Below are 25922 nucleotides of genomic sequence, written 5' to 3'. Positions count from 1 at the left end.
CGTGATCGCACAACTATGAATACGTCGAAGTCACACGAGCGTGGAATACCCACGTGTGTGGTTCTCACGCCTCGGGCGCGTCGAAGAAGACGGCGGGGTCGTCGATCGCGATCTCGACGTGGTCGCGGTCGTCGAGCGGACGCAGTCGGACGGTGAGCGTCCCCGCCGCCTCGGCGGCCGCCCGCAGCGAGGCGAGGTCGTCGCCCCCGAGGTAGGTGGGCACGCACAGCGCCACGCCCGCCGCCTCGTCGGTCGCGACCACCAACCGGTACGCGACCCCGCCGGCGGCGCCGGCGTACACGTCGACGCCGTCGATCGCGGCCTCGTCGACCGCGTCGAGCGCCGCGTCGAACTCCGACCCGGGCAACAGCACGTCGATCCGGGCGGCGTCCGCGACGGGGTTCACCTGCCCGGGGTGGCCAGCGATCGCGGTCCAGCCGCGCTCTCGGTACGCCGCCGCCGTCGACTCCGCGTCCTCCTCGACAGCGTCCCACCGCGGTCCGGGATCGGGTCCGTCCATACCGCTCGCCTACCGTCGGCGTCCCTACATAGGCGTCGGTTTTCGCTCGCGTCGGACTCGCCCGCACCGCACGCTCATCCCGTCGATTCGGCACCCCCTACTGTCAGCGGATCGCCAGCAGCGGACCCGAAGGGGGACGCGTCTGCCGGTAGGTTCATAACGCTCTGTCGTATGATATCGGCTATGCCTACTGACAACGATTCGCAGGTCGACAGGCGGACGGTGCTCAAGTACGCCGGAACGGCCGGCGCGGTCGGCCTCGCTGGCTGTGCCGGAAACGGCGGCGACGGCGGCGACTCCTTCGAACTCGGCGTCACCATGGGCCAGATGGACTCCGGGCTCGACCCGCAGGACCACGCCGAGACGAACACCGAGATCATCGTCGGCCAGCTGTACGAAGGACTCCTCGACCGCGACAAGCAGGGGGGAATCATCGCCGGCCTCGCGGACGAGTGGGAGCGCACCGACGACGGCAGCGTCCGGTTCATGCTCCGGGACGGCCTCACCTTCCACAACGGCGACGAGGTCACCGCCGAGGACGTTCGGTTCAGCATCCGCCGGATCGTCTTCGAGGACGTCGGCATCGCCAGCCCGCAGTCGAACGACCTCGGCTCGGTTACGGAGGTCGCGACCGGCGACGGCGAGGTGACGGTCTCCTTCGAGGGGTACAACCCGATCGCCTTCCAGCTGTTCGCGACGAACGGCCCCGTCATGCAGCAGTCGTGGGTCGAGGAGAACGGCAGCGACTACATCAACCGGAACGCCAACGGGACGGGACCGTTCCGCCTCAGCGAGTACGAGTCGGGCAACCAGGTCGTCTACGAGCCGAACGAGGAGTACTGGGACGGCGCTCCCGCGGTCGACGAACTCACGATGAGCGCCTCCAGCGAGTCGAGCACGCGGGTCAACCAGCTGCTCGCCGAGGAGACGGACATCGTGACGAACGTGCCGCCGAACGAGGTCTCTCGGGTGAACAGTTCCGACGTCGCGACGATCAACTCCGTTCCGAGCGCGCGGATCATCTTCCTCCAGATGCGGTACGACGTGGAGCCGTTCTCCAGCCAGCAGTTCCGGCAGGCGATGAACCACGCGGTCGACGTCGAGAGCATCATCGAGAACGTCCTCAACGGCTTCGGCAACATCACCGGACAGCCGACCCTCGACGGCCACGTCGGCTACAACCCCGACATCGAGCCGTACCCGTACGACCCCGAGGAGGCCGAGCGCCTCGTCGAGGAGTCCGGTCACGCCGGCGTCGAGATCACGCTGGAAACGCCGATCGGACGCTACCTCCGCGACGTTCAGATCGCGCAGGCGGCGGCGAACCAGATCGACTCGCTGTCGAACGTCTCCTGTGAGGTCGAACAGCGCGAGTTCTCCTCGCTCGTTCAGGACGTCACCGCGCCGGACATCGAGGACCGCCCGCACTTCAACCTCCTCGGCTGGGGGAACGGCGAGTTCGACGGCAGCCAGACGCTGACGCCGCTGCTCTCGTCGAGCGGCGCGCTCACCGTGCTGGAAAACGAGGAGCTCGACGGACTGCTCACGGACGCCGAGGCGACCGAGGACCCCGACGAGCGCGTCGGGATCCTCCAGGAGGCGAACCAGCTCGCTCACGACCTGGCGCCGTGGGTGTTCATGCACCAGCAGTTCAGCGTCTACGGCGTCTCGAACGAGATCTCGTGGGAGCCGCGGGCCGACGAGTTCATCGACCCGGACACCGCCACGCAACAGTAACGCGACCGCCATCTCCCCACATCCGTATTAATGTCATTCGGCAGATTCGTACTCAAAAGAAGCCTCCAAGGAGTCGGCGTCGTCTGGGGCGTCGTCACCGTCGTGTTCGCGCTCCGATTCGTCACGCCCGGGAGCCCGATCAACGCGGTCTCGCCGCTCGACGCCTCACAGGAGACGCGACAGGCGATCGCGGCCGAACTCGGCCTCGACCAGCCGCTGTACGTCCAGTACGGCCAGTACGTCTTCGACCTGCTTCAGGGCGACATGGGCCAGTCGTACATCCGCGGACAGGAGGTCACGACGCTCGTGTTCGAACGCCTTCCCGCCACCGTGGAGCTCGCCGTCGCCGCCAGCGTCGTGGCCATCGCGCTCGCCATTCCGCTCGGCGTGATCAGCGCGACCCGCCGCAACGAGCCGGTCGACTACGGGGCGACGCTCCTGTCGCTCGGCGGCATCTCGACGCCGAACTTCTGGCTCGGGATCATGCTCATCCTGATCTTCGCCGTGGAGTTCAACGTGTTCAACACCAGCGGCCGCGGGGTCGACGTTGGCGACGTGGCGCTGTCGGTGATCAACGCCGAGCCGTTCGTCGGGACGCTGGTGGCGTGGCTCGCGTACATCACGCTGCCCGCGATCGCTCTCGGCACCTACTTCATGGCCCTCATCACCCGGCTGACGCGGTCGGGGATGCTGGACGAACTCAGCAAGGGCTACGTTCAGGCCGCGCGCGCCAAGGGGCTCCCGCGGACGCTGATCCGGTACAAACACGCGCTCCGGAACACCCTCATCCCCGTGATCACCGTGCTCGGGCTCCAGCTCGGGACGCTGATCGGCGGGGCCGTGATCACCGAGGCGGTGTTCTCGTGGCCGGGGCTCGGGACGCTGGTCATCGAGAGCATCAACCAGCGCGACTGGCCGGCGCTCCAGGGGAGTCTCATCGTCATCGGGACGAGTTTCGTCCTCGTCAACATCCTCGTCGACGTGGTGTACGCCTACCTCGACCCCGAGGTGGTGACTGACTAATATGGTCTCTTCACGTGTCATACGCAATCTCAAAAAGGAGTTCAGAGGGAGCGGGCTGGCGAAGCTCGGGCTGGCGCTGGTGGTCGTCATCGTGTTGACCGCCGTGTTCGCCCCCTTCGTCGCGCCCCACGATCCGACAGACCAACAGCTCGACCAGAGCGAGTTGCCGCCGGTCGGCTTCTCGCAGACGGAGGAGCGGACCTCCTCGCAGATGGTCGACGGCGAGATCCAGACGGTCACCGAGACCGTCGAGATCACCCCCGACCCCGACCACGTGTTCGGCACCGACGGGCTCGGCCGCGACATGTTCTCGCGGGTGGTGTACGGCGCCCGGACGTCGCTCGTCGTCGGGGTGCTCGGCACCCTGTTTGCGGCGTCGATCGGCGTGCCGGTCGGCTTACTCGCCGGCTACCACCGCGGGCGCGTCGACGACGCGCTGATGCGGATCGCCGACATCAGCCTCGCGTTCCCGTCGCTGGTGTTAGCGGTCGCGCTGATCGGACTGTGGGGCCGCGCGGCGGTGAACGTCCCCGATCCGTTCGTCGTCGCGGGGCTCGCGCCGGAGATGCCTGAGAGCTTCGTGCTACCGATAACCGTGGTGATCGTCGTCGGCCTCGTCAACTGGGTGTGGTTCGCCCGCGTCGCCCGCGGGGAGGCGCTCTCCCTGCGCGGGCAGGAGTACGTGAAGGCGTCTCGCGCGCTCGGCGCCAGCGACAACGCGATCATCCTCCGGCACGTCCTGCCGAACGCGATCACGCCGATCATCGTCCTCGGGACGGTGCAGGTGGCCGCGATCATCCTCTTGGAGAGCTCGCTGTCGTTCCTCGGCTTCTCCGGGACGACGCTGTCGTGGGGCTTCGACATCGCGCAGGGGCGCGACTACGTCTCCTCGGGCCAGTGGTGGATCGCCTCCATCCCCGGGCTCGCTATCATGCTGTCGGTGATCGGGATCAACCTGCTCGGCGACTGGCTGCGTGACGCCTTAGACCCCGGTATCGAGGGCGAGGGGGGTGCCGCATGAGCGACGCCGAGCGGACGGGTGACGGTCCGGCGGCCGGCGACGCCGCCGCGGCCGCGGAGGCCGGCGGAACCGGCGACGCGACGCCGACCGGAACGCCCGGGGTCGACGACGTGCTGTCGGTGCGGGACCTCTCGACGCGCTTTTTCACCGAGGAGGGCCAGATCAACGCGGTCGAGTCGGTGTCGTTCGACCTCCGGGAAGACGAGATTCTCGGCGTCGTCGGCGAGTCCGGCTCCGGCAAGTCGGTGACCGCGCTGTCGCTCGTCGACCTCGTCGAGACCCCCGGCCGGGTCACCGCCGGCGAGGTGTGGTACCGCGACCCCGACCTCGCGGAGGAGTTCCGCGGCACGGACGGGGTTCACGTCGACGGAGACCACGTCGACCTCCGGACCGTGCCGCCGAGGGTCCGCCGGTCGCTGCGCGGCCCCTCGTTCAGCGTCATCTTCCAGGACCCGATGAGCAGCTTCAACCCCTCGATCACGGTCGGCGAGCAGATCGCCGAGGCGGTCGAGGTCCAGCGTCGGGCGCGGGCGAACCCCCGCTCGACGCGGTCGCGGACGCAGGGGTACGGGCTCGGGAAGTACCTGCTCGACGGGATCGTTCCCGGCCGCGACTACACGAGCGAGGAGAGCATGGAGCGCGCGGTCGACCTGCTCGGACAGGTCGGGATCCCCGACCCCGAGGAGCGCGTCGACGAGTACCCGGGTCAGTTCTCCGGCGGGATGCTCCAGCGCGCGATGATCGCGCAGGCGCTCGCCGGCGAGCCGGACGTGCTCATCGCCGACGAGCCGACGACCGCGCTCGACGTGACGATCCAGGCGCAGATCCTGAACCTGCTGAAAGAGATCCAAGCGGACCGCGGGATGAGCATCGTGCTCATCACCCACGACCTGGGCGTGATAGCCGAGATGTGCGACCGCGTCTGCGTGATGTACGCCGGCGAGGTCGTCGAGCGCGGCACGCTCGAATCGGTGTTCGAAGACACCGTCCACCCGTACACGCGGGGCCTGCTCGGCTCGATCCCCGACGTGGACGACCCGCGGGCGCGGCTCGAACCGATCGCGGGCAACGTCCCGAGCCTGATCGATTCCGAGATGGACGACCGGTGTTACTTCGCGGACCGGTGTCCGAAGGCGATGGACGCGTGTCTCGACAAGCCGGCCGAGGCGACCGTCGACGCCGCGGCCGACCACGGCGCCAAGTGCGTCCTCGCGGACCGCGAGTACGACTCGCTCGACGCGCTCCCGGACGACTACTTCGGTGACGGCTCCGGCCGCGCCGACGCCGCGGCCGACGGGGGTGCGGGCGAATGAGCGACCCCCTGCTCTCCGTCGACGGGCTGAAGAAGTACTACGCCGACGACCCGTCGCTCGTCGACCGCCTGCTCGGCGAGGAGTCGGCGAGCGTGAAGGCGGTCGACGGCGTCTCCTTCGACGTGCGAGAGGGCGAGACGCTGGGGTTGGTCGGCGAGTCCGGCTGCGGGAAGTCGACCACCGGCGAGACGGTGTTACGACTCCGCGAGCCCACCGCCGGCGAGGTCAGCTTCGACGGCGAGGACGTCCGCGGCATGACCGACAGCCAACTGACGCAGTTCCGGCGGCGCGCGCAGATCGTGTTCCAGGACCCGTTCTCCAGTCTCGACCCCCGGATGACCACCGGCGACATCATCACGGAGGGGCTCCGGATCCACGACATCGCCGACCGGGACCAGCGGCGCGAGACGGCTCGCGACCTGCTCGAGCGGGTCGGCCTCTCGGCCGACCAGATCGACCGGTACCCGCACGAGTTCTCCGGCGGCCAGCGACAGCGGGTCGGGATCGCCCGAGCGCTCGCCTTAGACCCCGACTTCGTCGTCCTCGACGAGCCGGTATCGGCGCTCGACGTCTCCGTTCAGGCGCAGATCCTGAACCTCTTGGAGGACCTCCAGGAGGACTTCGGGCTCACGTTCCTGTTCATCGCGCACAACCTCGGCGTGGTCCGACACGTCTGTGACCGCGTCGCGGTGATGTACCTCGGCGAGATAGTCGAGATCGGTCCGGTCGAGGAGATATTCGACGACCCCGCGCACCCGTACACGCAGGCGCTGTTGTCGAGCGTCCCTCGCGCGAGCACGGACGCCCGCGAGGAGGAGTTCACCACCCTCCGGGGCGACGTTCCCTCGCCGCGTAACCCGCCCGCGGGCTGTCGGTTCCACACCCGCTGTCCGGAGGCCCGCGCGGCCTGCCGGGAGTCGTCGCCCCCGGCGTACGACGTCGGCGACGGCCGGACGGCGACCTGCTTCCGCTCGGACGACGACCACGCGTACTGGGACAGCGAGCCCATCGGCGAGAACGCCGTCGAGAACCCCGCGGACGACTGAGCGACGCCGCGGCGACCGCGCTGATTCCTTTATGTATTCCGGGGCGAACCAGTTCGCTCGTCGTCTCTCGGATCGGGAAGCCGCGACCCGGTTATGGCTCCCGTTCCCCTCGGTCGAACCATGACGCACCGTGACTCCGGCTCCGACGGCGGCTTCGCGCGGCGAACCATCCTTCAGGCTGCGGGCCTCTCGGGCGTCGCCGGACTGGCCGGCTGTCTGAGCGACGCGGCGACCACCGCGGCGAACGGTCCCGACGACGCCGGCGCGACGGAGCGCGACGGACCGGCCCTCCCCGAGACCCGGTCCCCGGAGGTCGTCGACCTCGACGAGCGCGGGCGCGAGGTGACGCTGCGCTCGGTCCACGCCCGCCACCCGGCCCACCCCGGGAGTTCGCTCGGCGGCCCGGTCGAGATGCCGGTGACGTGGGCCTTCCAGGCCGACGACGGGACGCCGAGCGTCCCCGGGCCGGTCCTCCGGGCGACCGAGGGCGACGACCTGTCGATCACGCTCGATAACACCGACGGCGAGATGCCCCACACGCTCCACTTCCACGGCGTCTCGAAGTCGTGGAAGGACGACGGCGTCCCGTCGACGACGGGGCTCACCGTGATGCCCGGCGAGAAGCACACCTACGAGATCGGCGCCGACGTGCCCGGCACCCACCTCTACCACTGCCATTTCAACACTCCGATGCACATGGACATGGGGATGTACGGGATTCTCCGTATCGACCCCGAGGGGTACGAGGAAGCCGACGTCGAGCGGTTCATGACCCTGAAAGACTGGGACACCCGACTCTCCCGGTCGTACGGCGGCGAGGACGCGAGCTACGACGTCCAGGACCGCCGCCCCGACGCGTTCACGATCAACGGCCGCGTCGCGCCGTACACGCTCAACCCGGACCACGGCTCACCGATCGTCGTCAGCGAGGGCGACACGGTGCGGCTCCACCTGGTCAACGCCGGGTTCATGTCGCACCCGATGCACACCCACAACCACCGGTTCCGCACCGTCGAGAAGGACGGCGCCGCCTACCCCGAGGTGATGCAACTCCCCGAGGACGTGGTGAACGTCGCGCCAGCCGAGCGGTACACGGTCGAGTTCGAGGCGAACGCGGACCCCGGGATATACCCGATGCACTGCCACAAGGTCGACCACGTTCAAAACGACGGCTTCTACCCCGGCGGGATGCTCACCGCCATCGTCTACGAGGGGGCGATGGGGACCGACGTGTTCGCGGACCTCATGGAGAAGGCGGGCTACGATATCTGAGCCCCGGGCGACACCGACCGCGAGATCGCCTCTCTCCCCTTACCGCTCGCGGACGACGACGAACTCGGCCAGGTCGCGGAGGTACTCTATCGCCTCGGTCTCGGGCGGGTCGGCGTCGTCGAGGGCGGCCAGCGCGCGCTCGGACTCCGTCCGGGCGCGTTCGTTGATCTCCTCGGGCGACAGCGACGTGACCTGAAGCACGGAGGGGCGGTCCATCTCGGCGTCCTGTCCGGTCGGCTTGCCGAGGTCGTCGGCGTCGGCGGTCGCGTCCAGTACGTCGTCGCGCATCTGGAAGGCGACGCCGACGCGCTCGGCGTACTCGCCGAACGAGTCGATCGCGTGGGGCTCCGCGCCGCCCGCGACCGCGCCCAGCTCGGCGGCGGCGCGGAACAGCGCGCCCGTCTTCCGGCGGGCTAACTCCATGTACTCGGCCTCGTTGGTCGGGCGGGCGGCCAGCTCCGTCGCCTCGCCCTCGCCGAGTTCGACCATCGCCTCGGCGACGGTCCGCATCGCGCGGGGGTGAGTCGAGAACAGCGCGAACGCCTCCCCGAGGAGACCGTCGCTGGCGATGATCGCCGGGCCGTAGCCGAACTCCGCCCAGGCGGCCGCGGTGCCGCGCCGGACCTCCGAGCGGTCGATGATGTCGTCGATGACGAGCGAGGCGTTGTGGACGAACTCGATGCCGGCCGCGAAGTCCACCGCCTGCTCCGGGTCGCCGTCGAACGCCTCGCAGGCGAGGACGGTCACCGCGGGGCGGACCCGCTTCCCGCCCGCGAGGACGACGTGGCCGACCTCCTCGGACAGCTCGTCGGGCTCGACGTCGTCGATGACCGCCTCGATCCGGTCTTCGACCAGCCCGACCCGACGCTGCAAGTACTCCATCTACCGCCCGGAGGAACCCGGCGCGCAAAGGCCTAACGGAACGCCCTCCGGAGGGGATTCGGACGACTGCGACGACGTTATCTCGCGCGCAAGTACTGTGGTGGCGCGTGCCTCCGAGCGCCCCTCGTGCGCGAGGGGCACGCGCGAGGGAGTCGCGGCCGCTTTTAAGCGGCCGTGACGAGGCTGGGGAGGTGTGAGGTGCGGTTGCTGTGCGGGGTGGGACTCAACGGGGAGCCGGGTGGACGAAGCCCGGCGACGGGAGCACCGCAGCGAGCAACGCGAGCGAGGAGCGCACCGAGCCGCGCGAGTCCTCCCGGCTGGGGCTTCGGCGGTGGTCGCCGTCGATCCGTTCTCAACTATGTATCACCGATTGACCGCCAGAACGGGAACCATCGGCGCCGCCCGCTCCTATTTATAAACCGCGCTGAACGCCCAACTGCCCTTTACAAGCAACTCACGCCCAGAACGACCGTCTACTGAAACCGGACGCCGAGGTCGTGAAGGCCGTCGTTGTTGCTGGAGACGTTGATGAGAAGCGGCGTGAGCCCCTCGATTTCGGGTGCGTTGGCGAGGCCACCGGCGTCGAGCGCCCGCAGCCCGTCGACCCCCTCGGCGACGTCGGCGACGGTCGTCTTCGCGTCGTCGTCGTCGCCGATCACGAGGGTGTCGACCCCGAGGTCCGCGTCGAGGTTCGCGAGCCGCGCGGCCGCGAGGTTGTGGAACGCGCCGACGACGGCGACGCCCTCGGGCGCCGCGTCGGCGGCGATCTTCGTCACCGAGCCCGCGCCGGGCTTGTGGTAGTGGAACCCCTCGTCGTCGCGTTTCATCCCCGTCGCGGGCGAGACCAGGACGTCGCCGTCCTCCAGCGACTCCGCCACCGCCTCCACGGTGTCGCCGACGTGGTACGGCGGGACCGCTAAGACGACGATCCGGGCGTCGGCGGCGACCGCGGCGTTCTCCCCGCCGGTCACCGCGGCGTCGAGCCCGCGGCTGTCGAGTTCGGTGGTGTACTCTTCCGCCTTGTTCTCCGCCCTCTCCGCGTCCCGAGAGCCGATCGCGATCCGGTGTGGCGTGTCGGCCGCCAGCCGGAGCGCGAGCCCCTCACCGATGTCCCCGGTGCCGCCCAAGATGGCGATTTCCATACGATCCGTGGGGTCGCTCGCGTCTTAGGGGTTGCGTGACCGGCCGTCCTCGCCACGGTCCGAAGCCGGGAACACCCACCGAGCGCGCGGCGGCGACGCCGGTTCGGCGTGAGAGCGCCCTCCCCGACGCACCGGTTCAAGTGCGTCGACCGCCTACTGCGTCCATGACCGACGCCCCGTCGCTCGCGCTGCGCTACGTCGCCTGCGACGCCTGCGACACGGTGTTCGCGCGGCCCGACGATCCCGACGAACCGACCGCCTGCGATCGGTGCGGCGCCAGCCCCCTCCGCGAGCTCTCCGGGGTCCGGGGACCGGACGCGTACTTCGCGCCCTGAGTTCGGGCCGCGGACCTCGGCGCCCCGGCGGAGCCGTCACCGCCGCCGACTCACCGCAGGTCGTCCATCTCCAGCTCTCCGGCCGCGATCGCTCGCAGCTCCTCGTCTGAGAGGCGGTCGATCACGAACTCGGGCATTCCCTCCGGAAGCCCCGCCGGAACCGATCGACCACCGCCCTCCCCCGTCGCTCGGTTCCCGCGGTCCGGCCCCGTCACTCGCCGTCCGCCGTCCGTCAGGGACGCCGCGCGGGACCCGCCGTCGCCGCCGTCGCCGCCGTCGACGGCCAACCGACGAACGGTCCGTTCGACCGCCTCGACCGCCGCCGACTGGCGCTCGCTTTCGTCGGCCAGCTCCTGCATCCGCTCGCTGATCCGGTTCGACTGGTCGACCACCCCGTCGATCGTCGCGGCGATCTCCTCGGCGGCGGCGGCCTGCTCGTCGGTCACGTCGGAGACCTCGTCGATCCCGTCGGCCGTCTCCGTCACCGCCTCGGCGATGTCGGTGAGGTTCTCCGTCGCGTCGGCGACGCGCTCGCTCCCCTCGTCGACTCGCACCGTCGTCTCGGAGAGGCTCTCGACCGTCTCCTCGGTGTCGGTGCGGATGCCGTCGACCATCGACTCGATGTCGGCCGCGTGCCCCTGTGACTCCTCCGCGAGCGACTTGATCTCGTCGGCGACGACGCCGAATCCGGCACCCGCGTCGCCGGCCCGCGCCGCCTCGATCGAGGCGTTCAGGGCGAGCAGGTTCGTCTGGTCGGCGATGCCGTTGATCGCGTCGACGAACTCGTCGATCTCTTCGACCCGCTCTTGGAGCGTCTCGACGTCCTCCGCGACCTCGTCGACGGCGGCGCCGATGTCGTCCATGGCCGACGCGGCGTCGTCGGCCGCCTCCCGACCGTCCTCCGCGAGCGTCTCCGCCCGGCCGCTCGTCCGCTCGACCTCGTCGGCGGTCGACGCCACCTCCTCGACCGTCGCCGAGAGGTTCGCCACCTCCGAGGAGATCTCGGCGACCCGCTCCGACTGGTCCTCCGCCGCCTCGCCGACCTCGGCGGCGCTGTCGGCGACGTCGCTCGCCGACTCGCGGAGGTCGCCGATCGGCTCTTTGACCTCGTCTTCCACCTCCGCCATCAGTCGCTCGTTCTCCTCGACGGCCTCCGAGAGCTTCTGGCTGTACGAGTGGATGTACGTGTCCGTGACGACCTGCATGTCGAGATTGACGATCCGGAGGACTGAGAGCAGGTCCTCGATCGCGTCGTCGACCTCCTCTTCGACCGCCGTCGCGGTCGCGTCGTCGACCGTCTCCCCGGCCGCGTCGGGGGCCAGCCGGTCGGTGAGCGAATCGACGAGGCGGTCGCCGATGAGCGGCAGGATGAGGTCGTAGTACACGCCGTACTGACCGAGGTAGTGTTTCATCGGCATCTCCAGCATGTCGTGGATCTTGCCGATCCGCGCCCGGTCCTCGAAGTACTCCTCGCCGTACTCGCCTTCCGCGAGGGTCACCAGGTACGCCGACTGCGTCCGCTTGAGCCGTTCGATCCCCTTCTCGGACCGCCCGATCACGTCGACCGTCTGCTGGTGGCCGGTGAGGTTCTCGTAGAAGTCGTCGGCGATCCGGTCCGCGTTCTCCGCGAACGCCTCCTCGTACCGGCCCAGTCGCCGCTCGTCGTCCTCGTCGAAGCCGATGAACTCCTTCCGCCACGCGATCTCGTCCGCGTCGAGTCCGATCTCCTCGACCAACTCGCCGGCGTCGAGCCCGTCGTTTAATCCGCCCTGGCCGAAGTCCTCTCGGCCGTACTCTCCAGATGTAGCCATACCGGAGCCTCTCCGCTTGGGTTATATAAACGATAACTCCCGCCTCTCACGAGTGATACCGAACCCCGCGGCGTCGGGTGATCCGTCGCCGCAGTCGGGCGGAACTCGTCGCCGATCGCGGCAGCGGCGACGGCCGTTCAGTCCGCGCCGGCCCCGTCGCTCTCCGCGGTCGCGTCACCCTCGGGCGCCGGCTCGACCGCGACCGCCGAGTGCTTGAACTCGGGGATCTTCGCCGCCGGATCGAGCGTACCGCCGGTGAGGGCGTTCGCGAGCGGCTCCGCGTAGTGGAACGTACAGAACGCGACGCCCTCGCGGACCGCCGGCGTCACCTCGGCCGCGACCTCGACGCTGCCGCGCTCGTTCGAGACGGTCACCCGGTCGCCGTCCTCGATCCCGCGCTCGGCCGCGTCGCTCGGGTGGACCCGGAGGGCGTCCTCGCCCCGCATCGCCATCAGGCGGTCCGAGCGCCGGCTGAGCGCCCCGCTGTTGAAGTGCTGGAGCACGCGGCCGGTCGTCAGGGTCAGCTCGTCCGCGTCGAGGTCGTCGACGGGCGGGACGGGGTCGACGACCGCGAGCGGGGCGGTGCGCTCGCCCGTCGCGAACGTGTCCGCGTGCAACACCTCGGTGCCGGTCCCGTCGCGCTCCGAGAACGGCCACCGCTGGTAGCCGTCGCCGATCCCCTCGTAGCTCATCCCCTCGTAGATGGGCGCGACGCGCGTCAGCTCGTCGAACGCCGCCTCTGGTCCCTCGTAGTCGAACGCATCCGGGCGGTCCGTGAGCCGCCGGCCGAGGCCGGCGAGGATCTCGAAGTCGCGCCGCGCGTTCCCGGGCAGGTCGGCGTTCGGCCGCATCCGCATCACGCGCCGGTCGGTGTTCGTCACGGTGCCGGACTTCTCGGCCCACGCGCTCCCGGGGAGGACCACGTCCGCGTGCGCCGCCGTCCGCGTCTCGAACAGGTCGATCACCACGCAGAAGTCGAGCTCGTCGAACGCCGACGCGACCGCGGTCGCGTCCGGCTCGGTGACCGCCGGGTTCTCGCCGAAGACGACCGCGGCGCGCACCTCGTCGCCGAAGCGGTGGGTCGCCTCCACCTCGGTGAGTCCGGGCTCCGCCGGCGGCTCGACGCCCCACTCGGCCGCGACGCGTTCCCGGGCGGCCGCGTCCGTCACGGGCTCGTAGCCGGGGAGGACGCTCGGCAGTCCTCCCACGTCGCTGGCGCCCTGGACGTTGTTCTGCCCCCGCAGCGGATTCACGCCCGTCCCGGGGCGGCCGATGTTGCCGGTCAGCAGCGCGAGGTTGAGCAGGGCGTGGACGTTGTCGGTGCCGCACCGGTGCTGGCTCGTCCCCATCCCGGTCACGATCGCGGCGCGGTCCGCCCCGCCGTACGCCCGCGCCGCCTCCCGGATCACCCCGGGGTCGACGCCGGCCGCCTCGGCGCTCGCCGCGACGTCGACGTCGGCGAGGTGCTCGCGCAGCCGATCGAAACCGGTCGTCCGCTCCGCGAGGAACGCCTCGTCGACGAGCCCCTCCTCGGTCAGGACGGCGGCGATCGCGTTCAACAGCTGGATGTCGGTGCCGGGCCGCAGCGGGAGGTGGACGTCGGCTGCCTCGGTCGTGTCGTTCGCGCGCGGGTCGACGTGGACGAGCGTCGCGCCGTCGCGGACCGCCGGGAGGACGTACGAGCGGAACGCCACCGGGTGCTGTTCGGCCGGGTTCGCCCCGTTGACGAAGATACAGTCGGCCTCCCCGAGGTCGTCTAAGGTGTTCGTCATCGCGCCGGCGCCGAACCGCTCGCTCATCGCGGCGACGGTCGAGGCGTGGCAGAGCCGCGCGCAGTTGTCCACGTTGTTCGTCCCGAGGACGCGCGCGAGCTTCTGGAGGACGTAGTTCTCCTCGTTCGTACAGTTCGAGGAGGCGAAGAACTGGACGGCGTCGGGTCCGTGTTCGTCGACCACGTCCCCGATCCCGCTCGCGACGCGGTCGAGCGCCTCCTCCCACGGCGCCGTGACGAAGCGGCCGTTGTGGCGGACGAGCGGCTCCGTCAAGCGGTCGTCGTGGTCCACGACGTCGAACGCGGCCGCCCCCTTCGGGCAGATCTCCCCGCGGTCGTTCACCGGTCCCTCGACCCCGGTCGCACTTCCGCGCCCGGCGTACTCGATGCTACAGCCGACGCCGCAGAACGGACAGACCGTGGGGTTCGACTCGAAGCGTCGCTCGGTCGTCTCGGTCGGGTCGGTCATCACGTCGGCGTAGGGGTTCGACGCCCCTCCGAACACCACCGGCGTAGCGTGGTGTTTTAACCCATTCCGCCGTCCGCGGTCCCGCTCTCACGCCGTTCGCCGACGCCCGGCCGCCGTCGAAGCGCCCGTCGCCGCGCCGGTCGTCACCCGGTCACGGCGCCGCTCCCCGTCGGCGCGAGCAGCCGGCCCAGCGAGCGGAGGCCCGCGGTCACGAGGCAGGCGGCGAACGCGATCGTGCCGAGCTTCCCGCCGAACCCGACGAAGTACGGCGCCGCGCCGACGAACCCGACGCCCGCGGTCCCGCCGGCCAGTAGCGTCGCTCCGGGTGTCGAGATCCGCTCTTCGGTGGCCATCCCGACGAACGACGCGCAGAAGGCGACGGTCGCGACCGCGTCGCCGCCGGCGAACAGCGGCGGACAGACGGTCCCGGCGACGAGGCCGACGACCGCGGAGCCGACGACCGGCCCGTGGCCGAGCCGGACGCTCACGGCGAACGTCACGAGCGCGGCGACGGCCGCCGCGGCGACGAGCCCCGCCGCCGCGGTCGGCTCCGGGACCGTCCCCGTCCCCGGGGCGAGCCCGCCGAGCGCGGCCACCGACAGGCAGCCGACGAACGCGGCGGTCCCGAGTTTCCCGCCGAACCCGTTGAACGCGCGCTTCGCGGCCACGAAGGCGACGGCGGCCGCGGCGCCGGCGGCGGCCACCGACCCGAGGTCGGCGCCGGCCGCCGGGGTCGCCATCCCGACGAACGAGCCGCAGTACGCGGGGGCGCCGTACGTCGCCGAGATGAGGTACGCGCAGAGCCCGACGAGCGCGGACGCCACGACCGGCCCGACCCCGGCCCCGACCGAGAGGGCGTACGTGACCGGCGCCCCGGCGGCCACGGCGGCCGCGTTGCCGAGGTCGGTCCGCGTGACCCGGAAGCCGTCCGTCCGCAGCGCGTCCCGCGTCTCCCTCGCGGCGGTGTACCCGAAGCCGGTCCCCGCGAGCGCGGCGAGGAGGGCGCCGAGGAACGGCCCGGCGTCGCCGCTCGGTCCCGTCGTCAGGCCCCCGCCGTCACCGACCGCCAGCCCGGCGGCCGCCGCGGCGACCATCCCGGCCCCGGCGGCGGCCAAGCCGATCGCCCCGACGGCGTGAATCGCTCGTTTCACGGCCGCGACTCCGGACCGCGGACCGATACGGACCGACCCTCAGTACTGCGGGTGTTCTCGGTCGGACCCGGCGGCGCGTCCCCCTGTCGGGGATCAGGCCTTTGTGTCCGTCATCCTAACCCCGATCCGATGGCATCCGGAGGAGAGCCCCCGGCCGACGGCGCCGACGCCGCGCCCGACGGCGTCCGCGCGGGCGTCGCGATTCACGGGACGAGCAACTGCCCGGTCGTCGCCGCCTCGACCGCCCACGACGGCCCGATCACGGGCGTCACTTGGACCCACGCGGGCGACACGCACACCGAGGAGTTCCGCGCCCGCGACCCCGACGCGGTCGACCGCGCCGAGGGCGTGCCCGCGCCCGCGTCCGTCGTCGACCTCGGCGACGAGCGGGTGTACCGGTACGACCGTCCGCGCGACGGCGAGTGCGCCTGCCGGATCATCGAGGAGCTCGACTGTCCGATCGCCGACGCCCGCGCCGAGGACGGCGTCCTGATCCTCACGCTTCACCTCCCCGACCTCGAACGCCTCCGGGACATCGTTTCGGCGCTCGACGGGACGTCGGAGCGCGTCGAGGTCCGCTACCTCGTCCACGGCGCGTCGCGCGGCGACGGGGTGTCCGATCGGACGCTCGTCGACCGCGGTCGGCTCACCGACCGCCAGTGTGAGGTGTTGCGGACCGCCTATCGGATGGGCTACTTCGAGCGCCCGCGCGACGCCAACGCGAGGGCGGTCGCCGACGCGCTCGATATCTCCCCCTCGACGTTCGCCGAGCACCTCGCGACGGCACAGCGGAAGCTGCTAGAGGAGACGCTCGCCGCGAACTGACCCGTTCTACCGGCCCCGTTGAAATCCGTGAGAACTGATGGGACCGGTGTGCGAGATACTGCGGATGTAGTCAGCGGCGGCCCAGCGGTCATTCCACGCGATCGCCGGTGACGACCTCGGTCATAATGGAGCGCGTCTCCGGCGGGGAGTCACGGCGCTCATCGTCGGAGCTCATCGCTTCCCCGCGAGAGATCGGGACGCAGTACCGGAAGACGGATCTCGAGACTATCGGCTGGCGACGGTAGTCCCTATCTCTCCTCGGCCAGTAGCTTGGAAATCGCGCTGGCCGCGTCCTCGAAGGCGTTGACGTCCATGCTATCTGCGGTAAAGAGGACGCCCGCATCACCCTGAAGGATCCGGATCACGAACCCGTTTTCGTGAAATCGGACGGTGAATTCATACGGGCCGATATCCGGTCCGCCTCCCATGCGAGCGATGGTTGTCCGGATCGGTCGCTCCGCAAACCCGGTGCGTTCGAACTCGACGAGTTGCGACTTGGCCTCTCTCGCAGTGTCGATCGAATCGTAGAGATCCTGCCGTCTGTAGAGGAGATCAAACGATGACGGGGTGAAATACACCACGGCCCGGAGGGTGTCTCCGAGGCTCGTTCGAGCCGCACTGACGATACCGTCGGCCCGCTCCTCGCTGATATCGGTTTCAAATGTCATTTTATCTACTGATAGGGATATAGGCGTGCCATCGTATCAAACGTTTCGGCAAAAGTACGCGGACTCAGTTACCAGTCTTTGGCCAAAACCGGAGACAAGCCCACGCGTATTGGATAATATCGATCCCATAAGACGCTATGCCCGCCCGCGTATCGACCGATCGAAGCGACCGTGCGCAGACCGACTCCCCGTTCAACACGCGCTCTCTATTCAGCACGGCTCCAAGAACAGATCAGCGGTTGAGAGCTTCAACAGAGCCGTTCTACTCTGCCCTCCCCCACTCTGTGCTACAATACTCTACCCTACTCTTTCGCGTCGGGAGACGGACCGCTCGATCCCCCGAGTTCGACGGAACCGCCGAGGCCGACGGCGGTCAGGTCGACGTGTTCCGCGACGAGGTCGGCCGCGCGGTCGTACGGCGACCGCGCCGTCGACGCCGCGGTCGGCCGCTCCCGGCCGGCGCTTGCGAAGACCGTCTCGACGAAGGCGTCCCGCACCGACTCCGTCTCGAAGAGCCCGTGGAGGTAGGTTCCGAGGGCGCGCTCGGTGGCGACGCTCTCCGCGCCGAGCGGTCCGGTCGCGAGGCCCGCTCTAACCACTTCGTCGGCGGTCGCGTCGCCGGCGTCCCCGCCGCCGACGAGCCGCGTCCGCCCGGCGTGGATCTCGTAGCCGGTCGCGCGCCCCTCGGCCCCGGAGATCGGTCCGACGCCGTCGACCCGGCGGGTGACGCGCTCGACGCGCTTGTCCGTCGAGAACCGCGTCTCGACCGGCAACAGGCCGACGCCGCGGACGGTCTCGCGGTCGCCGACGCCCTCGACGTGCGCGTCGACGAGCCGTTCGCCGAGCAGTTGGTAGCCGCCGCAGACGCCGACCACGGGCCCGTCGAACGCGCGCAGCGCCGCGTCGAAGCCGGCCTCGCGGAGCGCGAGCAGGTCGTCCACGGTGTTTTTCGACCCCGGAAGCACGACCGCGTCGACCCCGTCGAGGCCGTCGCCGAGGGGGAGGTAGACGACGCGGACGCCCGGCTCGCGGGCCAGCGGTTCCAGGTCAGTAAAATTCGAGATCCGCGGCAGTCGCGGGACGCCGACCCGGACGCTCTCGGCGTCGGGGACGCCGTCGTCGTCACCGAGGACGCCCTCGCCGCCGGCGCTCGTCTCGTCCGGCAGCGAGAGGCTGTCCTCCGCGGGGAGTCCGGGGTCGTCGTGGGGGACGACGCCGAGGATCGGGACGCCCGTTCGGTCTTCGATCGCGTCGATGCCGGGCGCGAGGAGGTCGGGGTCGCCGCGGAACTTCGTGATCACGGCGCCGGCGACGCGCTCGCGCACGTCGTCGGGAAGCAGTTCGAGGGTCCCGTACAGGCTCGCGAACGCGCCGCCGCGCTCGATGTCGACCGCGATCAGGATCGCCGCGTCCGCGAATCGGGCGCACTCGACGTTCGCGAGGTCGCGGTCGTGGAGGTTGATCTCGGCGATGCTGCCGGCGCCCTCCGCGACGACCACCTCGTTTTCGGCCGCCAGCCGCTCGTGTGCGGCGACGGCGGCCGCCCGGGCGTCCGCCCAGTGTTCGTCGTAGTACTCCCCCGCGGGAGCGTTCGCGACCGCCTGACCGTCGACGACGACCTGACTCTCGCCGTCGCCGCGGGGTTTGAGCAGGACGGGGTTCATGTCGGTCGTCGGCACGGTCTCGGCCGCCCGCGCCTGGACGTGCTGTGAGACGCCGATCTCGCCCCACTCGCCGTCCGGGTCGAGCGCCACCCGGGCGTTGTTGCTCATGTTCTGGGCCTTGTACGGCGCGACGGCGACCCCGCGCCGAGCGAGGAGCCGGCAGACCCCGGCCGCCAGCGTGCTCTTGCCGACGTGGCTCGCGGTGCCCGCGATCAGGAGCGTGTCGGCGTCGCCGTCGGTCGCTGGCGAGACGCCGTCGGTCACGGCCGCTCCCTCCACATCGTCAGTACTCCGTCCCCCGGCGGGCTCGCTGTCCGGCGTCGAACGGGTGTGCCTCCTTCCGGACGTTCGTGATCAGGTCGGCGACCCCGTCGAGGTAGTCGGGGGCGTCGTGGCTCCCGGTGAGGACGAGTTCGAGGCCCTCGGGCTTCGACTCGACGAGGTCGACCACCGCCTCGGGGTCGACGAGTCCCCGGTCGGCCGCGTACAGCAGCTCGTCGAGGATCAGCATGTGGACGCCGGCCTCGGGGTCGCCGTCGAGCGGCAGCGGGGAGCCGAGGTCGGCCTCGTCGGCCGCCGCGACGAGGGCTTCCGCGCGCTCGAAGGCGGCGGTCGCCTTCGCCGCGTGTTCGTCGTCCGCGGAGCCGTCGAGCAGGCCGTGCCAGCCGTAGTGGCCGGCGTTCTCGTAGGAGAAGCCGGGGACGGCGGTGATGGCGTTGTACTCGCCTCTGACGCCGTCGACGCTGTCCGCGCCGCCCTTCATGAACTGGAGCATGTGGACGCGGTAGCCGTGGCCCGCGGCGCGGAATCCCATCCCCATCGCCGCCGTGGTCTTGCCCTTCCCGTCGCCCCAGAACGCCTGGACCAGTCCGAACTCCTCGGGCGCGCCCGGTTCGATCGGCTCCGGTTCGGGCGCCGAACCGCCGCCGGGGGTGCGGGCAGCACGGTCGTCGTTCGTCGGCGTCCCGTCGTCGCCGTCGGTCGATGCCTCCGCTTCTGCGTTCGTGTCGTTGTGTTCCGTTGTCATGGATCGAATACCTCCGCTCGCTCGTCGGTGACGACGCCGTGTTCGGCCTCGGCAGCCGGGCCGGGCACGTCGCCGTCCGGGTACCGCGACCGCAGACTGGCGCGGACCGCGTCGCGGACGCAGGCGCGAGCCGCGCCGCCGACCGCGGTGGCGCTGCCGGAGAACTCGGTGGCCGTTCCCTTCGGGTCGTCCGCGACGACGACCGCGTCGCTCGTCGTCCCCGGCACGCCCGCCGTCGCGAGCAGCGTCGCCGCCTTCGCCTCGGCCGCGACCGCGACGAGGTTCGCCGCGGCCCCGGGTTCGAGCCGCCGGGTCGTGCCGACGATCAGGTTGACCGTCCCGGGCCGGTTCGGGCGGTCGTCGGCCGTCGGTGTGTCCGCCGCCGCCGCTCCGCTCCGCTCTGCGGTCTCAGCGGGTGTCGGCGTCGCCTCCGTCTCTATCGGCAACATCGCGGGGTTCGAGAGCCCGACGGTCGCGTACGCGACGACCGACCCGAGCCGCGCGCCCCGAGCGTGGTCCATCGAGACGCCGGTGAACAGCGTCGGCGGGGCATCGTCCGCGGCCGCGTCCGTGGCCTCCCGCTCGCCGGCGTCGCCGCCTCCGATGAACCCCGACCGCGCCAGGCGCTCGCGGCGGTAGGCCCCGAGGTCGGTGCGGTCGAACCCCTCCGGGACCGTGACGTTGTACGCGGCCGACGCCCGCGAGCGGCCCCCGTCCCAGCCCGTCGAGAGCCACCGCGTCCCCGGCCGCCGCAGCCGGAGGACCCCCTCGCGGACGGTCGGCTCAAACACCGTCGCCCTCCCGCGCGTCGTCGCGCCCGCCGTCGTCGCGCCCGCGGCCGTCTCCGTCTCGCACCCCGAGCGCCGCGAGGAGCCGGTCGTTCTCCGCCGGGCGGCGGACGGCCACCCGGACGTGCGAGTCGAGTCCGCGGAACGACCGCGCGTCCCGGACGGCGACGCCGCGCTCGCGGGCGCGCTCGACGACCCGGTCGACGTTGCGGTCGCCCGCGTCGACGAGCAGGAACGGTGCCTCGGAGGGCGCCACGTCGTAGCGCTCCGTGAGGGCGGCTCGCATCCGCTCGCGCTCCCGCTCGACGCGCTCGCGGGTCTCCCGGACGAACTCCTCCTGCCGGAGGCAGTACTCGCCGGTCGCGAGCGCCGGGGCGCTCACGTTCCACGCGCGACGGGCGCCCCGCAGCGCCGCGCCGAGGTCGCCGGTCGCCGCGGCGAAGCCGGCGCGGACGCCGGGCAGCCCGAACAGTTTGGTGAGCGCCCGCGCGACGACGACGCCGGGCGTCCCCGCGAGCGATTCGCGCTCGGTGAACCCGAGGAACGCCTCGTCGACGAGCAACACGGCCTCGGCCGCGCGACAGCGCTCCGCGAACGCCAGCAGCGCGTCCCGGTCGTAGCCGGTCCCGGTCGGGTTGTTCGGCGTACAGACGACCGCCAGCGCGTGATCGGTCGGGTCCGCGTCGAGGACCGCGTCGGCGTCGACGAACGCCGGCTCGCCGCCCTGAAGTCGCACCTCGCGGGCGTACTCCCCGAAGCTCGGCGCGGGGAGGAGGGCCGTGTCGCCCGCGCCGACCGCGAGCGCGACCGCGGCCCGGATCGCCGCCAGCCCGCCCGGCGTCGGCACGACGCTCTCGGCGTCGCAGTCGACGTACTCGGCGGCGGCCGCACGAAAGGCGACCGGCGGTTCCGGCGGATACGTCCGCGCCGTCTCGAAGGCCGCACGGTACGCCCGCTCGACCCCCTCGGGAACGTCGGGGTTCGTGTTCGCGCTGAAGTCCAGCAGGTCGGGGTCGTCGCTGCTCCCGTGGGGTTCACGGCCCAGCGCCGCGGCGCGCTCGCGGTTCACCGGGAATCACCTCGGTCGGTCGACGCCGACGCGTCGAGCCAGTCGATCCCGCCGCTCGGGAGGTCGGGAGCGCCGGCGGCCCCAGCGAGGATCCGCTCGGCGAGCCGACGGTCCGTGGGTCGGTTGACGTTGACGGCGAGGCGAGCGTCGCGGGCGGTCCGGACGGCCTCGTCGCCCGCGCCGTCGAGCGCCGCGACGACGTTGATCCCCGCCGGGAGGTCGACTCGCGTGCGGGCACCGTTTTCGCCGGTCTCGGACCCCTCGTACCGCGTCGCGGCGTCGGCGCTCGCGCCAAGTTCCCGCTTTCGCGCCGCCGGAACACGGACCGACAGCGCGTCCGCGTCGGCCGCGGCGTGAGCGTCGCAGACGGCGTCGACGGCCGCGCCGTCGAGGAGCGGGAGGTCGGCGGCGACGGTGAGCGTCGGCGCGGTCGGTCCGGCGTTCAGGGCCGCCCGAAGGTCCGCGACGTACCCCTCGCCCGGCGTGTCGACGACGGTCGTCTCGCCCGGCCTGCCTCTCGATTCGCTCGCCTCGCCGCTTTCCCGCGCGACCACTCGCTCTCGCGTCCCCGGGGTGTGCGGGGAGACGGCCGCGTAGGCGGTCTCGACGCGCTCGGCGGCCGCGAGGGCGTCGAGCACGCGGTCGAGCATCGACCGCCCAGCGACCGGAATCAGCGGCTTCTCGCGGTCGCCGTCGAGGCGCGTGCCGCGGCCGCCGCACATCACGAGAGCGTCCACGCGATTACCCCCACGTGGAGCCCGACGACGCGGGCGAGCTCGTTCGTCGCGCCGAGCACGTCGCCAGAGACGCCGCCGAGGCGGGCGCGAGCCCACGCGAACGCGAGCGCGGCGACGACGACTGCGGCGGCGAGCACGGCGAGGGAGGGCGCGACCGCGTCCGGTCCGAGGGTCGGCCAGCCGAGCAGCGCCGCGGGGGCCGTCACGAGCGCGACCCAGCCCAGCGCGCCCGGACCGGACGCCCCGGTCAGGGCGGAACCGAGGCCCTCGTGCGGGGCGTCCCCGACGCAGACGAGCGTCGCCGTCGCGGCCTTCGCCCCCACCTCCGCGACGACGACGAGGAGGACCGCGCCGACGAGAGAGAAACGGGCCAACTCCGCGACTGCCGTCGCTCCGGCCGCGAGCGCGACGACTACCAGCGCGAGCGCGACCGTTCCGCCGACGCCGAGCGCGGAGTCCTTCAGGACCTCGCGCCGGCGGTCGGCGTCGCCGTGGACGACCGCCGCGTCGCCCGCGTCCGCGACGCCGTCGAGGTGGGTGATCCCGGTGACGAGGTACAGCCACGCGGGGAACGCGACCGCGACCGTGGCCGCCGGCACCCGGACCGGCGACAGCGCCGCCCCGACGACCGGCAGCGCGATCAGCGCGCCGAGCGCGTACCCGACCGCCGGCATGGCCGCGGGCGTCCGTCGGAACGCCTCCCAGCCGTCCTCGGTGTGGCCGACGGGGAGCCGCGAGAGGAAGCCGACGGCGCCGCGGAGCGCGGCGACCGCGCCGGTCACCCCCACGCGATCACCCCCGCGAGCGCGAGGAGCCACCCCGCCGTGGCCGCGACCGCGACGCCGCCGGCGGACCCGACGAGCCGCACCGCGTCGCGGGCGACCGCCGGACTCGGCGGCTCCGACCCCCCGGAGAGGGCGTACGCGCCCGGCTTCTCCAGTCGGACGCCGAGCGCGACGGCGGCCGTCGCCATCGGCCAGCCCGAGTTCGGCGAGGTCGGCTCGCGGGCCAGCGACCGCGCGCGACGGAGGCTCCCGGGCGATCGCGCCGCGACCGCGAGACAGCACGCCGCGACCCGCGCCGGCAGGTACATCGCCGCGTCGTCGAGCCGGGCGCTCGCCCAGCCGACGGGCTTCGACCGGTAGCCGAGCATCGAATCGAGCGTGTTCACGGCCTTCACCCACGCCGCGGCCGCGACGCCGGCGGAGAGGGCGGTCCCACCGACGAAATCGCCTCCGGCACCGGCCGCCGCGCCCGCTCCGACGCCGGCGCCGAGCGCGAACCAGACGAGGGGAGCGACGAACCCGTCCGCGAGGTTCTCGGCGGCGCTCTCGACGGCGGCGCTCCTGAGTCCGGCCGGCGAGAGCTCGGTCGGGTCGCGCCCCACGAGCGCCCGGACCGACTCGCGGGCCGCGTCGGGGTCGCGCTCGGTCTCGTCGACCACTGCGTCGGTCACGTCGAGGAGCATCCGGAGGCTCGCGACCGAGAAGAGGACGCCGGCCGCGACGGCGACCGCGGCGACCGGCACGCCCTCGATCAGCGGTCCGCGTCTCGCCGCGAGCGCGACGACCCCGCCGGCGACCGCGGCCGCGGCGAGCGGGAGGCCGACGGCGACCGCGACGCCGACGAGGCGCGGTCGAGTCCACTCCCGGTCGAAGGGTTCGACGACGCTCCCGAACAGGGCGACCGGATGGACCCGAGCTGGGGGTTCCGCGAGCGCGAGGTCCAGCGCGACGGCGAGGACGACCGGAGCGAGGAGGGTGACGGCGACCGGGACTCCTGCGGTGACGGCGCTCACCGTTCCACCTCGTCGAGGAACGCGTCGAACGCCCCGCTCTCGGCGTGGACGTGGCAGTACGTTCCGAGCGTATTGTACTCTGTCAGCCCCTCGCGGTCGCCGTCGATCCCGGCCCCGCGCTCCACGTCGAACGCGAACTGGGCGTCCGCGGCGACGTCGGCCGCGGAGTAGTGGAACTCGTGGCCGCGGACGCGGTCGCCGGCCGCCGCGGTGAGCGTGTCGCTCCGGGCGCGCAGTTCGACGTGATCGAGCGCCTGATACCGCTCGTGCCGCTCGACCGTCGCCGGGAGGACGCCCGCCATCTCGTGGGTGTCGCCGTCGGCCGTCGTCAGCGTCTCCGCGAGCGCCATGAGCCCGCCGCACTCGCCGACGACCGGCGTGCCCTCGGCCGCGGCGTCCGCGACCGACGCGAGGCCGGGCCCCGCCGCGAGCGCCTCGGCGCGGAGCTCCGGGTAGCCCCCGGGGATGTAGACGCCGTCGCAGGGCGGGAGGTCGTCGCCGGCCGCCGGCGCGAAGGGGACCACGGTCGCGCGCTCGCGGAGGCGCTCGCGGGTCGCCGGGTAAACGAACCGGAAGGCGTCGTCGTCGGCGACAGCGATCCGCGGGCGTTCGTCGTCCGCGTCACGCGTGGATTCCGGCTCGGTCGCCGGCGGCGTCGGCTCTCGGGCGAGGTCGAGCAGTCGGTCGGTCCGGAGCGTCTCGGCGGCGGCGTCGAGCGCCGCGTCGCCGAGCGGCGCCTCGTCTCCCATGTGGAGGCCGAGGTGGCGTTCGGGGACCTCCAACTCCTCGCGGGGCGGTATCCGGCCGCAGTAGTCGAGTTCCTCGGGGAGCGCCTCGCGGATCCCGGCCTCGTGGCGGCCGCCGTGAGCGCGTTGGGCGATCACCCCCTCCACGTCGACGCCGTGCTCGGTCCGGTCGGCGTAGTCCCTGAAGCCGAGCGCGGTCGCCCCGACGCTCTCCATCCCGGCGCTCGCGTCGACGACGAGGACGACGGGCAGGTCGAGCGCGGCGGCCACCCCTGCCGTGCTCGCGGCGCTGCCGTCGTACAGTCCCATCATCCCCTCGACGACGCAGACGTCGCCGTCGCCGCGGGCGTAGTTGCGACGGAGCCCGTCCGTCCCCTGAAGCCACGGGTCGAGCGTCCGCGACGGGCGGTCCGCCGCCCGAGCGTGGTGGCTCGGGTCCACGAAGTCGGGGCCGGCCTTCGCGGGCTGAACGGTCGCTCCCGCGTTCTCGAACGCGCGCAGCGTCGCGAGCGTCGCCACCGTCTTGCCGACGCCGGAGGCCGTGCCGCCCAGGACGACGCCTCTCACCGTGTGACACCTCCGGTCGAGCGTGGAGAGCCGTCCGCGCTCCCGCCGTCTTCAGCCCGCTCGGCGAGCAGGCGGTCGGTGACGGCGGCGATCCGCTCGCGGACGGCGGCGTCGGCGACGCCCGCCCGCTCCGCGAGCGCGAGCGCTCCGCCCATCCCGACGCCCTCCTTCGCCTCGCCGCGGGCGTAGGCGGCCATCGCCGGGTGGTCGGCCTCGCCGAACCCCGGGTCGGCGGCCGCCAGCCGCAGGTCGAGGTCGGCGGCGAGCGCCGGGAGGTCGGCCGTGGGGTCGTCCGCGACGAGCGTCGTCGTCGCGAGCGGGAGGGGGCGGTCGACGCCGGCGTGCCGAGCGAGCGCCCCCGCGGCCGCGAGCTGCGTGCCGCCCGCGAGCGTGACGTCGACCCCGGCGTCGGCCGCGCCGGCGATCAGCCCGGACGCGGCGGCGAGGACGGGGTCGCCGGCCAGCCGGACCGCCGCGATCGGGTCGCCCGCCGCGCCGCCCGCCTCGAGGTCGCTCGCCGCCAACGCCTCGGCGACGACC

The 25922-nt window shown here is 72.0% G+C and carries 24 protein-coding genes; 8 read left to right on the top strand and 16 right to left on the bottom strand.

Annotation, left to right across the window (positions count from 1 at the left end; genetic code table 11):
- Window positions 1–64 precede the first annotated feature (64 nt).
- Window positions 65–520 carry a DUF7529 family protein gene (locus ABDZ89_RS11150; RefSeq protein WP_343779067.1) on the bottom strand — a complete coding sequence of 152 codons (456 nt, stop codon included), beginning with the start codon at window positions 518–520 and terminating at the stop codon, window positions 65–67.
- Between the two features lie 183 nt (window positions 521–703).
- Between ABDZ89_RS11150 and ABDZ89_RS11145 the strand changes: the two genes are divergently transcribed.
- The 6 genes from ABDZ89_RS11145 to ABDZ89_RS11120 all read left to right on the top strand — a co-directional run bounded on the left by ABDZ89_RS11145 (window position 704) and on the right by ABDZ89_RS11120 (window position 7932).
- The gene (locus ABDZ89_RS11145; protein WP_343779066.1) at window positions 704–2257 is read left to right on the top strand and encodes an ABC transporter substrate-binding protein; all 1554 of its coding nucleotides are present in this window, start codon (window positions 704–706) and stop codon (window positions 2255–2257) included.
- Window positions 2258–2287: 30 nt separating this feature from the next.
- Window positions 2288–3280 (top strand): ABC transporter permease, encoded by a 993-nt coding sequence (locus ABDZ89_RS11140; RefSeq protein ID WP_343779065.1) that lies wholly within the window; start codon window positions 2288–2290, stop codon window positions 3278–3280.
- Between the two features lies 1 nt (window position 3281).
- Complete coding sequence (locus ABDZ89_RS11135) at window positions 3282–4301, top strand: ABC transporter permease (protein ID WP_343779064.1); 1020 nt, start codon at window positions 3282–3284, stop codon at window positions 4299–4301.
- Window positions 4298–5614 (top strand): ABC transporter ATP-binding protein, encoded by a 1317-nt coding sequence (locus ABDZ89_RS11130; RefSeq protein WP_343779062.1) that lies wholly within the window; start codon window positions 4298–4300, stop codon window positions 5612–5614. The genes ABDZ89_RS11135 and ABDZ89_RS11130 overlap by 4 nt, the downstream gene beginning before the upstream one ends.
- A complete protein-coding gene (locus ABDZ89_RS11125) occupies window positions 5611–6660 on the top strand; it encodes an ABC transporter ATP-binding protein (protein WP_343779060.1) in 1050 nt (349 codons plus the stop codon). Before ABDZ89_RS11130 ends, ABDZ89_RS11125 begins: the two co-directional genes overlap by 4 nt.
- Before the next feature lie 120 nt (window positions 6661–6780).
- Window positions 6781–7932, top strand: coding sequence for a multicopper oxidase domain-containing protein (locus ABDZ89_RS11120; protein WP_343779058.1), 1152 nt, complete (start codon window positions 6781–6783; stop codon window positions 7930–7932).
- Between the two features lie 39 nt (window positions 7933–7971).
- On the opposite strand, the gene ABDZ89_RS11115 is transcribed toward ABDZ89_RS11120, so the two are convergent.
- Together ABDZ89_RS11115 and npdG are read right to left on the bottom strand one after the other, a co-directional pair.
- Complete coding sequence (locus tag ABDZ89_RS11115; protein WP_343779056.1) at window positions 7972–8814, bottom strand: polyprenyl synthetase family protein; 843 nt, start codon at window positions 8812–8814, stop codon at window positions 7972–7974.
- A 473-nt stretch (window positions 8815–9287) separates the two neighbouring features.
- On the bottom strand, window positions 9288–9956 hold the full coding sequence (gene npdG / locus ABDZ89_RS11110) for an NADPH-dependent F420 reductase (protein ID WP_343779054.1): 669 nt from the start codon (window positions 9954–9956) through the stop codon (window positions 9288–9290).
- 164 nt (window positions 9957–10120) lie between these two features.
- Between npdG and ABDZ89_RS11105 the strand changes: the two genes are divergently transcribed.
- Window positions 10121–10291: a hypothetical protein gene (locus ABDZ89_RS11105; protein ID WP_343779052.1), complete on the top strand. Its 171-nt coding sequence runs from the start codon at window positions 10121–10123 to the stop codon at window positions 10289–10291.
- 50 nt (window positions 10292–10341) lie between these two features.
- Here the strand turns inward: ABDZ89_RS11105 and ABDZ89_RS11100 are convergent, their stop codons facing one another.
- The 3 genes from ABDZ89_RS11100 to ABDZ89_RS11090 form a co-directional block, all read right to left on the bottom strand.
- Window positions 10342–12102 (bottom strand): methyl-accepting chemotaxis protein, encoded by a 1761-nt coding sequence (locus ABDZ89_RS11100; protein ID WP_343779050.1) that lies wholly within the window; start codon window positions 12100–12102, stop codon window positions 10342–10344.
- Window positions 12103–12239: 137 nt separating this feature from the next.
- Window positions 12240–14342 carry a formate dehydrogenase subunit alpha gene (fdhF, locus tag ABDZ89_RS11095; protein WP_343779841.1) on the bottom strand — a complete coding sequence of 701 codons (2103 nt, stop codon included), beginning with the start codon at window positions 14340–14342 and terminating at the stop codon, window positions 12240–12242.
- Window positions 14343–14485: 143 nt separating this feature from the next.
- Window positions 14486–15436, bottom strand: coding sequence for a hypothetical protein (locus ABDZ89_RS11090; protein ID WP_343779840.1), 951 nt, complete (start codon window positions 15434–15436; stop codon window positions 14486–14488).
- A gap of 186 nt (window positions 15437–15622) precedes the next feature.
- On the opposite strand from ABDZ89_RS11090, the gene ABDZ89_RS11085 reads away from it, so the two are divergent.
- Complete coding sequence (locus ABDZ89_RS11085; RefSeq protein WP_343779048.1) at window positions 15623–16318, top strand: helix-turn-helix domain-containing protein; 696 nt, start codon at window positions 15623–15625, stop codon at window positions 16316–16318.
- Between the two features lie 248 nt (window positions 16319–16566).
- On the opposite strand, the gene ABDZ89_RS11080 is transcribed toward ABDZ89_RS11085, so the two are convergent.
- From ABDZ89_RS11080 to ABDZ89_RS11035, 10 genes are all read right to left on the bottom strand, one after another.
- Window positions 16567–16986, bottom strand: coding sequence for a DUF7522 family protein (locus ABDZ89_RS11080; RefSeq protein ID WP_343779046.1), 420 nt, complete (start codon window positions 16984–16986; stop codon window positions 16567–16569).
- A 302-nt stretch (window positions 16987–17288) separates the two neighbouring features.
- Entirely contained in the window at window positions 17289–18929 is a 1641-nt protein-coding gene (locus ABDZ89_RS11075) for a cobyric acid synthase (protein WP_343779044.1), read from the bottom strand.
- A gap of 4 nt (window positions 18930–18933) precedes the next feature.
- The gene (locus ABDZ89_RS11070; protein ID WP_343779042.1) at window positions 18934–19677 is read right to left on the bottom strand and encodes a cob(I)yrinic acid a,c-diamide adenosyltransferase; all 744 of its coding nucleotides are present in this window, start codon (window positions 19675–19677) and stop codon (window positions 18934–18936) included.
- Window positions 19674–20468 carry an adenosylcobinamide amidohydrolase gene (locus ABDZ89_RS11065; protein WP_343779041.1) on the bottom strand — a complete coding sequence of 265 codons (795 nt, stop codon included), beginning with the start codon at window positions 20466–20468 and terminating at the stop codon, window positions 19674–19676. Before ABDZ89_RS11065 ends, ABDZ89_RS11070 begins: the two co-directional genes overlap by 4 nt.
- Entirely contained in the window at window positions 20461–21534 is a 1074-nt protein-coding gene (locus ABDZ89_RS11060) for an aminotransferase class I/II-fold pyridoxal phosphate-dependent enzyme (protein ID WP_343779039.1), read from the bottom strand. Before ABDZ89_RS11060 ends, ABDZ89_RS11065 begins: the two co-directional genes overlap by 8 nt.
- A complete protein-coding gene (locus tag ABDZ89_RS11055; protein ID WP_343779837.1) occupies window positions 21531–22256 on the bottom strand; it encodes an NTP transferase domain-containing protein in 726 nt (241 codons plus the stop codon). Before ABDZ89_RS11055 ends, ABDZ89_RS11060 begins: the two co-directional genes overlap by 4 nt.
- Window positions 22256–23053 (bottom strand): adenosylcobinamide-GDP ribazoletransferase, encoded by a 798-nt coding sequence (cobS, locus tag ABDZ89_RS11050; RefSeq protein ID WP_343779834.1) that lies wholly within the window; start codon window positions 23051–23053, stop codon window positions 22256–22258. Before cobS ends, ABDZ89_RS11055 begins: the two co-directional genes overlap by 1 nt.
- Window positions 23050–24069, bottom strand: coding sequence for a CobD/CbiB family cobalamin biosynthesis protein (locus ABDZ89_RS11045; RefSeq protein WP_343779037.1), 1020 nt, complete (start codon window positions 24067–24069; stop codon window positions 23050–23052). Before ABDZ89_RS11045 ends, cobS begins: the two co-directional genes overlap by 4 nt.
- A complete protein-coding gene (locus ABDZ89_RS11040; protein ID WP_343779035.1) occupies window positions 24066–25382 on the bottom strand; it encodes a cobyrinic acid a,c-diamide synthase in 1317 nt (438 codons plus the stop codon). Before ABDZ89_RS11040 ends, ABDZ89_RS11045 begins: the two co-directional genes overlap by 4 nt.
- A partial coding sequence (locus tag ABDZ89_RS11035) for a nicotinate-nucleotide--dimethylbenzimidazole phosphoribosyltransferase family protein (protein ID WP_486293909.1) occupies window positions 25379–25922 on the bottom strand: 544 nt, incomplete at its 5' end. The genes ABDZ89_RS11035 and ABDZ89_RS11040, both read right to left, overlap by 4 nt.

Source organism: Halorubrum ejinorense, from assembly GCF_039522565.1.
Taxonomy (GTDB): domain Archaea; phylum Halobacteriota; class Halobacteria; order Halobacteriales; family Haloferacaceae; genus Halorubrum; species Halorubrum ejinorense.
Note: the sequence above shows the minus strand (reverse complement) of the source record. Positions and strands in the feature narration are given on the sequence as shown.